This is a genomic window from Microcoleus sp. AT3-A2 (assembly GCF_036705685.1).
GTDB lineage: Bacteria > Cyanobacteriota > Cyanobacteriia > Cyanobacteriales > Microcoleaceae > Microcoleus.
In genome coordinates this window covers 97,406-110,328 of sequence record NZ_JAUBVF010000016.1, presented here as the reverse complement: position 1 = coordinate 110,328, position 12,923 = coordinate 97,406, and the positions used below count along the sequence as shown (strand labels likewise).

General features: G+C 45.5%; 7 protein-coding genes and 1 pseudogene. 7 read left to right on the top strand and 1 reads right to left on the bottom strand.

Annotated features, from left to right (window positions below; genetic code table 11):
• The first annotated feature begins 95 nt into the window (after positions 1-95).
• Both QUB37_RS12355 and QUB37_RS12350 read left to right on the top strand, forming a co-directional pair.
• Positions 96-1,754, top strand: a complete 1,659-nt coding sequence (locus tag QUB37_RS12355) for an ABC transporter substrate-binding protein (protein ID WP_333162286.1) — start codon at positions 96-98, stop codon at positions 1,752-1,754.
• A gap of 243 nt (positions 1,755-1,997) precedes the next feature.
• Complete coding sequence (locus QUB37_RS12350) at positions 1,998-3,008, top strand: ABC transporter permease (RefSeq protein WP_333162284.1); 1,011 nt, start codon at positions 1,998-2,000, stop codon at positions 3,006-3,008.
• 11 nt (positions 3,009-3,019) lie between these two features.
• Here the strand turns inward: QUB37_RS12350 and QUB37_RS12345 are convergent, their stop codons facing one another.
• A complete protein-coding gene (locus tag QUB37_RS12345) occupies positions 3,020-3,430 on the bottom strand; it encodes a hypothetical protein (protein WP_333162282.1) in 411 nt (136 codons plus the stop codon).
• Between the two features lie 518 nt (positions 3,431-3,948).
• Here QUB37_RS12345 and QUB37_RS12340 point away from each other — a divergent pair.
• From QUB37_RS12340 to QUB37_RS29850, 5 genes and pseudogenes are all read left to right on the top strand, one after another.
• Positions 3,949-5,817 carry an efflux RND transporter periplasmic adaptor subunit gene (locus tag QUB37_RS12340; protein WP_333162278.1) on the top strand — a complete coding sequence of 623 codons (1,869 nt, stop codon included), beginning with the start codon at positions 3,949-3,951 and terminating at the stop codon, positions 5,815-5,817.
• Positions 5,818-6,158: 341 nt separating this feature from the next.
• A complete protein-coding gene (locus QUB37_RS12335; protein ID WP_333162275.1) occupies positions 6,159-7,376 on the top strand; it encodes an ABC transporter permease in 1,218 nt (405 codons plus the stop codon).
• Positions 7,377-7,493: 117 nt separating this feature from the next.
• On the top strand, positions 7,494-8,714 hold the full coding sequence (locus QUB37_RS12330; protein ID WP_333162271.1) for an ABC transporter permease: 1,221 nt from the start codon (positions 7,494-7,496) through the stop codon (positions 8,712-8,714).
• 333 nt (positions 8,715-9,047) lie between these two features.
• Positions 9,048-10,775, top strand: coding sequence for a chemotaxis protein CheB (locus QUB37_RS12325; protein ID WP_333162267.1), 1,728 nt, complete (start codon positions 9,048-9,050; stop codon positions 10,773-10,775).
• 257 nt (positions 10,776-11,032) lie between these two features.
• Positions 11,033-12,545 (top strand): annotated as a pseudogene (locus tag QUB37_RS29850) (IS5 family transposase).
• Positions 12,546-12,923: the final 378 nt, after the last annotated feature.

Genomic DNA, 12,923 nt, shown 5'->3' with positions numbered 1-12,923 from the left:
AATTGGGTCAACAGGTAAAAGATGAGTAAAATTACTCATTGACAATAGTGCTTTTAGCTTAACTTGTGAGTAATGATTAAACCGGAGCGATTGAAATGAGATTGTTAAAACCCTGGCGTTTAGTTTTATTAAGTCTAGTTTTTGGGATGGCTGTAATTTTATCAAATTGCGGCACGACCTCAAACACGATTAGCAATAATTCTCCAACTCCGACAACTCCTGCTGCTGTTCCGGCTGGGGCTTTAGTTTACGGTGCGGGCGGGCCGCCTGTCAATCTGGAACCGGGAAATATTACTGATGGCAATTCGGTGATTGTTATCGACCAAATTTACAATCGCTTGAGTGATTTCAAACCGGGAACTGTGGAACTTGAGCCGAGTCTCGCTACTGAATGGTCAAGTTCTAAAGATGGCAAAACTTGGACTTTTAAGTTGCGTTCCGGGGTAAAGTTTCACGACGGTACGGATTTTGACGCGGAAGCTGTTAAGTTTAATGTAGATCGCTGGTGGGATGCGAAAAATCCTAACGGTTTTCGAGAAGCGGGCAAGAATTATTCAATTTGGAAAGATTTTTTTGGCGGGTTTAAGGGAGAAAAAGATTCTTTAGTAAAAGATGTGGCAGTTGTTGATAAGTTTACAATTAAGTTTGTTTTAAATCAACCTTTTGCTGCTTTCCCCTCGGCGATAGGGTCTGGTTATTTCGGGATGGCGAGTCCGGCGGCGGTGAAAAAAGCGGGTGCTAAGTACGGCACTCCGGCGTCGCTGGCGGTGGGGACGGGGCCTTTTGTGTTTCAGGAATGGCGATCGGGCGATCGCATAGTTTTGGAGAAAAATCCGAATTATTGGAAAACTGGCACGCCAAAAGTCAATCAATTGATAATTCGTTTTGTTGATGATCCGGCGGCGAGACTGGCTCAGTTGCGAGCAGGACAACTTGATTTTACTGTAGATTTAACGCCGGATCAATTAAAAGAAGTTCAGGGAGATCCTAATTTAGAAGCTGTTGTGCGACCTTCTTTTAATGTCGGTTATTTAGGGCTAAATCCGAGTTACGAACCTTTGTCAAAACCGGAAGTCAGGCGGGCGATCGCCCAAACAATTAACAAGACAGCAATAGTGCAAGCTTTCTGGGGAGAACTCGGAAAACATGATTCGCAATTTATCCCGCCTGCGCTGAATTGGGCGGCGTCTGATCAAGTTAAAGATTATGAATTTAACCCGCAGCAAGCTAAAGCAATGCTCGCGAAAGCCGGTTATCCGAACGGTTTTGATTTGGATTTGTGGTATATGCCCGTCAGCCGTCCCTATTTTCCCACGCCGAAGCCGATCGCTGAGGCTTTTGCGGCGGATTTGAGCGCGATCGGGATTCGGGTAAAATTGCTGACAAAGGATTGGTCTGCTTATTTAGCCGATCGGCTCAAACCTCCCGGATTTCAAGCTTTTATGATGGGTTGGACGGGAGATTATGGCGATCCAGACAATTTTTATTATCCTCACTTCGGGCCGGGTTCTACGGCGGATTTGGGAAATTGGAAAAATCCGAAAGTTCTGGAACTTTTGGATCGGGGGAGGGCGAGTGGTGATAAAGCAGCTAGGGCGAAAATTTATGCGGAAGTTAGCGAGATTTTGCATGGGGAAGCTGTACGTTTGCCGATCGTACATTCGCAGCCACTTTTAGGCAAACGCAAGAATATTCAAGGTTGGATTCCGAGTCCTTTGGGTTCTGAGTCTTTTGAGGATGTTAGTAAGTCTTGAAAACGGCGGGTTTTACCTGCATATATTGGTGTTGATACAAGGGGCGGGTTTTACGAGAAATATATGAAATAATTTAGTAAATTCATAAACCCGCCCTCTTCTCTTCGCGGTTCCCTAAGAAAAGGCGGGTTTATCCATATCCTTCGTTACTACAAATATTTTTCGTAAACCCGGCCCTACCAACCATATAACGATATGTGAAAATGCAGCCAAATCCGAGCGGAGCAAATCTATCTTAAAAAAATGATTAATTACATTATTAAACGTTTGCTGGGACTATTCCCAGTCCTTTTCGGAATCACTCTGCTAGTATTTACTTTTTTGCATTTGATACCGGGAGACCCAGCTACAGTGCTTTTGGGAGAACGTGGAACTCCCGAACAGGTGGAAATGTTGAGAGTGAGATTAGGTTTGAATCAACCTTTGCATTTGCAATATTTGGCTTTTCTATGGAGTTTGATCCGCTTGGATTTGGGAAATAGTATTATTAGTGGTATTCCCATAATTGATGAAATAATAAGTCGCTGGCCTGCTACTTTTGAACTGTCTGTGGTGGCGATGTTGGTGGCATTGGTTATCGGAATTCCGGCGGGGATTTTGGCTGCTGTTCATAAAAATAGCTGGCTGGACAATCTCGCGATGAGTGGTTCGTTAATTGGCGTATCTTTGCCAGTGTATTGGTTGGGATTGATGTTGATTTATTTGTTTGCTGTTTATCTGAAATGGCTACCTCCTAGCGGGCGGATTAGTGTAGATTTGGGGTTTGGTTTTAAGTCGATTACGGGTGTTTATATTTTGGATGCGTTGCTGAGGTGGGATTTTGCGGCTTTGCGGGATGCGATCGCCCATTTAATCCTGCCAGCTTTGACTTTAGGAACTATTCCTCTGGCGATTATAGCTCGCATCACTCGTTCTGCGATGCTGGAAGTGCTTTCTCAAGATTACATCCGCACTGCGAGGGCGAAGGGATTACCGGAATATTGGGTGATTTTGAAACACGCTTTGAAAAATGCCTTTTTGCCGATCGTCACAACTATCGGTTTGCAGTTCGGCACTCTTTTAGGCGGCGCTATTCTGACTGAAACAATTTTCTCGTGGCCGGGAATTGGTTCTTGGATTTATAGCGGTATTCTGACGCGGGATTACCCAATTGTTCAAGGAGGAGTAATTTTTGTCTCTGTCACTTTTGTACTGATTAATCTGGCGGTTGATATTTCCTATGCTTTTTTCGATCCGAGAATTCAGTACCGTTAAGGAAAAGGAAATCAGACACGAAATGCTTGTTTAACATCCGGCCGCAGCAGGTAATAAATGCTAGCTACTGCAAAACCCAGAGTTAAGAAATTGACTGCTGTACCGCCGCTGCCCAACATTTTGGCAATTTGCGCGATGGTGGCGATGATATGGACAATTAATGTTCCCGTCCAAGCCCAATTTTTTAGTTGAAACAAACCCCAAGTTAAGAGTAAGGAGAGGAGGCCTAAAATAAAACTGATTCCCGCAAAAATTGCAATAAAGCCCCCGATTACAGTGCCAACTTTCGCCCCGCCGACAGCCGCACCGAGACCGCCAAAAATGCCAGCAAAAAGTAAGATGAACAAGCCGTCAAGGAGGCTGAATACGCCGCTAATTAGCTGCAAGATTGCCAGAACTGTAACGCTTTGAGGACGGTTCATTGTTTTTATTTTCCATTTTTAACGGATTTGAAAAATATTTTAACCTGTTGTGGGCACAGGGCGGATATGTATTCAAGATTTACGCACCGCTACCCGTGAAACCGGGTTTATGAGAATTAAGTGTGTCCATACTGTGTCGTTACGAGCGATTCACTGGCAGATCCCGCTGCGATCGCTAACACGAGTCCGCAATGACCTACTGTAGTCGATCGCCCGCTGCCAGATCCGCCTTTGTTGCTGCTGAGGATCGCGCTTCTCGATCCCAAAAATGATATTTTTTATTAAAATATATTTTTATTTGCCAGCAGCCAGGAGCGATTTTGTTTAGATCCACCTCTTTTGGCTGAAAAAACTTAACATTTTTTAATAACTTGCAAAGATTAGCTATAATTGTTTACAGGTGCTGGTTGGGGAACTTTTTATAAATCACCCGATCGGATGAGTCTGAAAGACGATGCCAAGCATCAGCAAAAATTTTACCTTTAAGGTAATCCTGAGATTAAATTAGGTGAGTCGGTATGATCGTTAGCCCTAAAAAGGAAACTGCTCAGGTCAAGGTGGAAGATACTCAGACTGTAGACACCAAGGCCGCAGAGACCAAAATTGCAGATAAAAAAACCGCCCAAAAGCAGTCTCCGAAGAAACCCGCGCGCAAACCGCAGCGGTGGGCGATTGGGTTGGTTGCAGCCGGGTTGCTAGCTGTACCGACCACTATATATATAGCAAAAAGTCGATCGCAGCCGAAAGTAGATGCGATCGCCACTATGACAGTGCCGGTGGAAGCGCAAAACCTCACCGTGCGGATCACGTCGAGCGGTACCGTGCAGCCCGTACAGCGCGTCAATCTCAGCCCCAAAGGTTCCGGCCGCATCGCAGAATTATTTGTCGAACAGGGCGATAAAGTCGAAGCAGGACAAATCGTGGCCCGCATGGAAAGCCGCGATGTAGAAGCTCAACTAGCTCAAGCTCAAGCCCGCGAAGCCAGCGCGCGAGCCAAACTCGCCAAAATCGAAGCCGGGAATCGATCGGAAGACATCGCCAGCGCCCGAGCGCGCTTAGAGCAAGCCGAGGCCAGTCTCGCGCAAGTCCAAGCCGGCAGCCGCGTTGAAGAAGTGGCAGGAGCCAGAGCTCGCTTGCAGCAAACTCAAGCAGGGTTGCAGCGACTGCGAGCCGGCAGCCGCGTAGAAGAAGTCAGCCAAGGGCGAGCTCGTTTAGCCCAAGCTCAAGCTCGTTTAGCAGATGCTCAAACCGGCAGTGTAAAACAAGAAATTGCCCAAGCACAAACGCAAATTGACTCGAGTAAAGCCCAAGCCGAACTAACCGCTCAACGGGTGGAACGCAATCGGCCGCTAGTGGAAGAAGGTGCTCTTGCTAAAGATAAATTGGATGAATTAATTAAAGAAAATCGTACTGCCCAAGCTCAATTAATAGAGTCCCAAAGACGCGTGCAACAACTGCAAGAAAGTCGGGAGTCGCAAATTAAGCAACTGCAAGCTGCTGTGCAAGTCGAGCAGCAAGCATTGAAGCAATTGCAAAACGGCACGCGATCGGAAGAAATTGCGAGAGCCGAAGCAGAAGTTGCCGAAGCTAGAAGCAAATTAGCGCAGCTAGAAAACGGCAGCCGTCCAGAAGAAATCGCCCAAGCCGAAGCAGCAGTTGCTGAAGCAAAAAGCCAATTGAACGCACAAGAAAACGGTTCTCGCCCCGAAGAAATAGCTCAAGCTCAAGCTGAATTAGCCGAAGCTCAAGCTCAAGTCCGCTTTCAAGAAGTGCAGTTAGAAGATACGAAAGTTCGCGCTCCTTTTGCTGGAGTTATTACCCAAAGATATGCCATCCAAGGAGCTTTTGTAACTCCGGCAACTTCGGCATCGGAAGCTACTTCGGCTACTTCGACATCGATTGTCGCTCTAGCTAGAGATGTTGAAGTTTTGGCGAAAGTCCCGGAGGCTGATATCAGTCAAATTAAACCGGGTCAAGTCGTTGAAATAGTGGCTGACGCTTATCCAGATAAAGTGTTTAAAGGCCGCGTTAAGTTAATTGCGCCGGAAGCAGTTAAGGAACGGGATGTGACGCTATTCCAAGTGCGAGTTGCCATTGATACAGGCAAGGATTTCTTGCAATCGGGGATGAATGTAGATTTGAGATTTGTTGGTGAAAAGTTGAGCAATGCTTTAGTTGTGCCGACGGTGGCAATTGTGACTAATAAAGGTCAAACGGGTGTGCTAGTTCCCGATGAGAAGCAGCAGCCGAAGTTTAAGCCTGTGACTGTGGGATCGACTATTGGTAACAAGATTCAGATTTTGGAGGGTGCGAAAGCGGGCGATCGCGTTTTTACGGAACTTCCTCAAGGTAAAAAATTAGAGGATATTATCAAGAATCAGAAATAGGGCATAGGGCATGGGGCATAAGGCATGGGGCATTATTTATCTCGATCGCTATAGGGTGTTTTCTTTCCCCGGAGATCCCCCCTAACCCCCCTTAACAAGGGGGGGACAAGAGCAGTCGAAGTCCCTCTTAATAAGGGGGATTTAGGGGGATCTAGACTCGGCTACAAGCGAGTTTATTATGGGTTTAAATATTAAGTTGACACCAATAATCCCAATCCCAAATCTAAAATCTAAAATCTAAAATCTAAAATCGAATAATCCAATCCCAAATCTAAAATCTAAAATCTAAAATCGAATAATCCCAAATCTAAAATCTAAAATCTAAAATCTAAAATCGAATTATGGATATTGTTGAAAGCGTCAAAATGGCCGTCACAACTTTGATGGCAAACAAGCTTCGCAGCACCTTGACGATGTTAGGAATTATCATCGGCAATGCTTCTGTCATTTCGATGATCGGTATCGGCGAAGGAGCTCAAACATTTATCGAAGGACAGGTTAACTCTCTGGGTTCAAACTTGCTATTTATTATTCCCGGAAGTCCTGAAGCACAAAGCCGCCCGGTGATTCCGCCCCAGACTTTAGTAGTGGAAGATGCAGAGGCGATCGCATCTCAAGTTGCTTCTGTCCAAGAAGTCGCACCAACTCTCAATGACAGTCAACTCGTTACCTACCGCAACAAAAATGTCTCATCTTCCATTGTCGGAACTACTCCCGAATTTCTGACAGTCAGAAGCTTTGATGTTGGTCAAGGTCGATTTTTAAGCAAATTAGATTTAGAAAGACAAGAAAATGTAGTAGCTTTAGGATCGGAAGCAGCCGAACAATTATTTGGCAATACACAGCCAGTGGGTCAATACATTCGTATCAAAAATTCTAGCTTTCAAGTGATTGGAGTCATGCAGGCAAAAGGTTCCAGCTTTGGCGACAATCAAGATATGAACGTTTATTTACCGCTGACAACAATGGCCAATCGCATTGTTGGTCGCTCGTCTCCCTACGGTACAAAAGTAACATTTATTTCGGTTGCTATCAAAGATGAAACTATGATGCAAGCGGCCCAATTTCAAATAGAAAATCTGCTCAGATTGCGTCATAAGATAACTAAAGAAGATGATTTTACGGTCCGAAATCAGAAAGATTTAATGAAAACTTTGGGCAACATTACTGGTGGTTTGACCTTGATGTTGGCTTTCGTGGCGGCAATTTCGCTGTTTGTCGGCGGCATCGGGATTATGAATATCATGCTGGTTTCTGTTACCGAACGCACGAAGGAAATTGGGCTGAGAAAGGCGATCGGAGCTTCTCAGCAAGATATCCTGATTCAGTTTATGATCGAGTCTGTGATTTTGTCAGCAGCAGGCGGGGCGATCGGCACTGGATTTGGTATCGGCGGCGTGCTTTTAGTAGCTGCTTTTACTCCCCTGCAAGCTAGCGTTTCCCCAGTGGCGATCGCACTTGCAGTCGGTGTTTCCGGCAGCATCGGCTTATTTTTCGGCATCGTACCTGCAAAACAAGCTGCTAAATTAGACCCGATTGTGGCACTCAGAAGTGCTTAATTAGTTTGTTGATTGTTGACTGTTGACTGTTGACTGTTCACGGTTGACTGTTGACTGTTGACTGTTATAAAAATAACTCATAACTAATAACTCATAACTAATAACTCATAACAAAGTATGAATTTTATTGAAAGCGTCAAAATGGCCGGTCAAACGCTACTAGCCAACAAAACTCGCAGCAGTTTAACAATGATTGGCATGATTGTCGGCAACGCCTCAGTAATTGCAATGATTGGCATTGGAGAAGGAGCTCAAAAATTTGTAGCAGGACAAGTTCAATCCCTGGGTACAAACGTATTAATCGTGAGGCCTGGAGTTCCCAACGCTAGGCGAAGTACCATCTCAAGTGCGCCTCAAACACTGATAGTAGAAGATGCTAAGGCGATCGCAACTCAAGTCCCCTCTGTTCAAGGCGTGTCAGCAGAACTTAACAGTTCCGAAATAGTTCGCTACAGCAACAAAAATGTTTCGGCTCTAATTTTCGGCACGATTCCAGAATTTCTAGAAGTCAGAAGCTTTGAAATGGCAAAAGGGCGGTTTTTGACGGAACTCGATGTTAAGCAAAGTAACCAAGTTGTGGTTCTCGGTTCTGAATTAGCCCAGAAACTTTTTGGCAATACAAATCCCTTGGGCGAACAGGTGCGTATCCAAAATGTCAGCGTCAAAGTAATTGGAGTATTGGCGCCCAAAGGCACATCTTTTGGTACGAATTTTGATAATTCCGCCGCTGTGCCGATCACCACAATGGCTAATCGCATAGTCGGGCGGAAATCTCCCTACGGTTTAGCTGTCACGTCGATATTTATTTCGATTAAAGATGAATCGCAAATGGATGCGGCTCAGTTTCAGGTAGAAAACCTGCTGAGACTGCGGCACAAAATTACTACCGAAGATGATTTTACAGTCAGAAATCAAAAAGATTTAATGGCAACAATGGGTTCGATTTCTGGGGCTCTGACACTGATGTTAACTGCTGTTGCCAGCATTTCCTTATTAGTCGGCGGAATTGGGATTATGAACATTATGCTCGTGTCCGTCAGCGAACGCACTCAGGAAATTGGGCTCAGAAAGGCGATCGGGGCATCCCAACAAGATATCTTGTTTCAATTTATTGTCGAAGCTGTGATTTTATCCGCTGCCGGAGGGATAGTCGGTACTTGCGTAGGTGTCGGCGGTATTTTGCTTGTAGGCAATTTCACGCCCTTGCAAGCTGGAATATCACCCGTGGCGATCGCCCTTGCTGTCAGTGTATCCGGTGCAGTCGGCCTCTTCTTCGGCGTTGTCCCCGCCCGCCAAGCCGCCAGACTAGACCCGATCGCAGCTTTGAGAAGTGCTTAATAAATATATACTTACTCAGTTACACAATCCGCTCCCTTGATGGTGGTAAAAATTCTCTTGCTCTATCAAAATATAAAAAAAAATAGTATTTTTGTAAAAATTTAACAAAGTTGTAGTATTCAAGGCAGTTTTAATAACTGTGTTTTTGCGTAGCTTCAGACCGCAAAAGTTCATAATAAACCCGTTAAATATTAAAGATTCAATAAAGTTGTGTTGTGGTGTTTACTTCCCAGCCATAAAGCTTAATACTATTAAACTAGGGGTAAACACACTTAAGCATCTACAGAGTTTACGAAACCTTTGCACTTTAATCAAAATATCCAATAAATAAACATGGCATCCCTGACCCCCAGTGCTAAATTTGACTATCTCGAAGGAACCATCCAACCAGACAGATTTAACGCCTTGGATGGCAACGACATAATTTATGCCAACAGCGGAGACGACTATCTCGAAGGCGATGTCGGCAAAGACAAAATCTGCGGCGACCAAGGTAACGATACGATTGTTGGTGGTGCAGACGACGACATCCTCTGGGGGGGTAAAGGCAGCGACCTAATTAGTGGCGATTCCGGCAACGATATCATCTATCCGGGCGCAGGTAGCGATACCGTGAGCGGCGGCACAGGCGATGATATATTTGCCATTTCTAAAGGCAGCGGCGGCCCCACTGTAGCCACAGCCGACTACATCGCCGACTTCGGCAACGGCAATGACAAAATTCGATTGCTAGACGGCCTCACCTTTGAAGATTTAAACATCCAGCAAGGCACCGGTGCCAACAGCAACAGCACCGTAATTCAAGACAAACTCACGGGCGAGTATTTAGTAGTATTGCCGGGAGTCAACAGCAACACAATCAACCGCGACCAATTCACAAATCAGCTATCGGGAAACCCTGTCATTGAGTGGAACGGAGTCATGCTGAATGCAGTGCGGACATCCAACACCCCGCCTCCCCTCGCCTCCCGCAACATGGCAATGGTTCACGCAGCCATTTACGATGCTGTTAACTCGATCAGCAAAAAATACACCCCTTACCTCGTGGAAATAGACCCACCTGCAGGTACATCAGCAGAAGCAGCCACCGCCACGGCCGCCCACCGCGTCTTAGTCAACCTCTACCCAGCGCAAGCAGCCACATTCAACGAAGCATACGCATCGTCTTTAGCTAAAATTACCGACGGCAAAGCCAAAGAAGACGGGATTGCCCTCGGACAGCAAGTTGCTGACCAAATTATCAGTTCGCGGAGTACAGACGGCATCACGAAAGTAGTGCAGCCCACCCCCTCAACCGGCCCCGGTAGTTGGGTGCCGACTCCCCCCGCTTTTGCCGCAGGGCTAGCGCCACAGTGGGCCGAAGTTACTCCCTTTGCGATGACTAGCGGTTCTCAGTTCCGCCCGCCCGGCCCGCCCGCCCTTGACAGCGCCCAGTACGCAGAGGAACTTAACTACGTCCAAGAAATCGGCAAAAGTGACAGCCTCACGCGCACCCCAGATCAAACAGTCATAGCCAAATTCTGGGCCAACGGCGCTGGGACGTTTACGCCTCCTGGTCACTGGAACCAAATCGCCGAAGAAACAGCGACTCTCACCGGCACATCCCTGGAAGATAGCGCCCGCTTGTTCGCCCTGCTAAATATTGCCCTCGCCGATGCAGCTATTAGCTGCTGGGATGCCAAGTATGAGTACAACTTGTGGCGACCGGTGACAGGTATCAGCCAAGCGGAGACAGACAACAATCCCGAAACGACAGCCGACGCCCAGTGGACTCCGCTGCTAACTACTCCGCCGTTCCCTGAGTACACGTCGGGCCACAGTACCTTTAGCGGTGCTGCTGATCCTGTTATGAGTTCTGTATTTGGTTCGGATTACGGCTTTGGAGATCGGGGAGATCAATCTATCAACACTTTGCGAACCTACGAAAACTTCAGCGAAGCGGCCGACGAATCGGGCATGAGTCGCCTTTACGGAGGCATTCATTTCATGAGTGCTAACGTAAATGGTTTGAGTGCGGGTAGAAATGTGGGGAACTATGTTGTCCAGAATTTCTTAGTCTAGGAAAGTCGGGGCGGGTTTACGAGATTATTGGTTTGAGCTTACATCTTTCACCATTTTCAAGAACGGGTTCTGGGGCCCGTTCCACAAAACTTAATTTTATTGTGGAATGGGCCCCAGAGTCCGTTCCTAATTAGGGCTTGCTGAATAAAGACCAAAAGATTTACGATAGCTGGGTTATGCGATCGCGCGATCGTCCGTCAGGTCGCCGTGAAAAATAGGTAAAATAGGTCAAAACCCGTGCATCACCATTTGTGAGCCTGTACAGACAAGCTGAGCTTGCTCTCCTATCACCCTCCGACTTTGAACTCCCCTCATGTGGAAAGTTGTCACCAGATAACCGTTGGGTAAAAATAGCCGAACTCATTCAGTGGTCAGGGTTTGAAGCATATTCTGCTGAAAACTTCCCCACAGAAATGGGAGCCCGTGCCAAATCTTTTCGGATGGCGTCCGGGGCATTAATTATTAAGGAAAAATTAGGCATCAGCGATCGTCCAAGAGTAGAAAAAGTCCGCGACAACCCCTATCTGCAATACTTTATCGGTCCATCAACCTACAGTAATGAACTCGCATTTGACCCGTCACTATTGGTTCACTTACGACGGGCGTATTAGTGCGTACCTAATTAATAAAGTGAACGAATGGTCGAAACATACCCGAAACCACTCCAGCCAGAACCAAAAAAAAGGATTCGGACGCTCAAAATGAGTCATCCCATCGAGGAAAATTAATCATAGATGCTCCCTCGGCCGCAGCCGATATTACCTATCCGACCGACTTAGGATTATTAAACAAAGCCAGAGTTTATACATAAAAAATCATAGACATCCTGTATAAACAGATCAAATATCAAACCAATAAAAAACCAAGAACCTACCGTAATAATGCCAGAAAAAATCACTTAGCAGTGGCGAAAAACAACTCTAATATATTTAAAAAAAACTAGCTCATATTCAAAATATAATCTAGTCAATCTATTTTAGATTTTAGATTTTAGATTAAAGAATTGAAGCATTGATCCACGGATAAATTCGGGGGCAAGTTTTATCGGATACAGGTTTTTTATTTCTGGGTACTGAGTCTCCGAAGGAATGAATCCGGCGGCTTGTATCCTGGATGCTTTCGGTCAGGTGTCACCCTAGAAATTATGAACCAAAAGCAGTATAAAACCAGTCTAGTCCTCACAGAAGTCTATCGCCAACAACAGTGGTTATTTAAAAATAACAAACAGAGCATAGAAGATAGAATAGTAAGTTTAAGCCAACCCCACATCAGTCCCATTGTCAGAGGGAAAGCCGGAAAAGCTGTAGAGTTTGGAGCAAAAATGTCAGCGAGTTGCTTACTCAGGATATGTATTTTTAGACCGGATGAGTGGGGATAATTTTAACGAATCGAGAGACTTGAAAGCCCTAATAGAAGCATTTAAAAGTTACACAGGATACTATCAGTGAATTAGTCCATGCAGCTCGCATTTATCGAACAAAGGAAAACCGAGCGGGCGTGTAAAGAAAGAGAAATTAGAATGAGTGGGTTTCCGTTAGGGAGGCCACCAGCAAATGTCAGTAAGGAAACAAAGAAACAAGCCTGGGAAGATGAGAGAATTGGTAACACTATTGAGGGCAAATTTGGGACTTGCGTAAACGAAGATTCAGCTTGAATCGCGTGGCGGCAAAACTTGATAATACTTCTAGTACAGCCATTGCTATTACTTTTTTAGTAATCAACCTTTCTACCTGGTTAAGACGGGTTTTTTGCGTTTTTTTATGTCAATAACCGAAAATCACACCTATTTACGGGTCAGTTATTATCAAAAAGTATAACTGGACAAGTTAGAGAAAACAAAAAATTATGTTTCGCCGAACTAGAATCACCCATCAATTGCGATCGTGATTTTTCTTAACTTATTCAGCAAGCCCTAAATAACTTCCGACCAATTTTGGTTTGGGGTTTTTTTGCGGTATCGACGGTGATGCTGAATAAAGTTTGAGGTTGTCCGGATTGCGCTCGAATTCTCAGGAAGCTTAATTGGTAGATGCACCCTGATTAATTAACTCCCGACCAATTTTGGCCGGGTTTTTTTTGCGGTATCGACGGTGATGCTGAATAAAGTTTGAGGTTGTCCGGATTGCGCTCGAATTCTCAGGAAGCTTA

Bases quoted from the DNA above. Each gene is read 5' to 3' on its own strand.
- QUB37_RS12330 (WP_333162271.1), top strand. From the start codon at position 7,494: ATGAATTTTATTGAAAGCGTCAAAATGGCCGGTCAAACGCTACTAGCC.
- QUB37_RS12355 (WP_333162286.1), top strand. From the start codon at position 96: ATGAGATTGTTAAAACCCTGGCGTTTAGTTTTATTAAGTCTAGTTTTT.
- QUB37_RS12340 (WP_333162278.1), top strand. From the start codon at position 3,949: ATGATCGTTAGCCCTAAAAAGGAAACTGCTCAGGTCAAGGTGGAAGAT.
- QUB37_RS12345 (WP_333162282.1), bottom strand. From the start codon at position 3,430: ATGAACCGTCCTCAAAGCGTTACAGTTCTGGCAATCTTGCAGCTAATT.
- QUB37_RS12335 (WP_333162275.1), top strand. From the start codon at position 6,159: ATGGATATTGTTGAAAGCGTCAAAATGGCCGTCACAACTTTGATGGCA.
- QUB37_RS12325 (WP_333162267.1), top strand. From the start codon at position 9,048: ATGGCATCCCTGACCCCCAGTGCTAAATTTGACTATCTCGAAGGAACC.
- QUB37_RS12350 (WP_333162284.1), top strand. From the start codon at position 1,998: ATGATTAATTACATTATTAAACGTTTGCTGGGACTATTCCCAGTCCTT.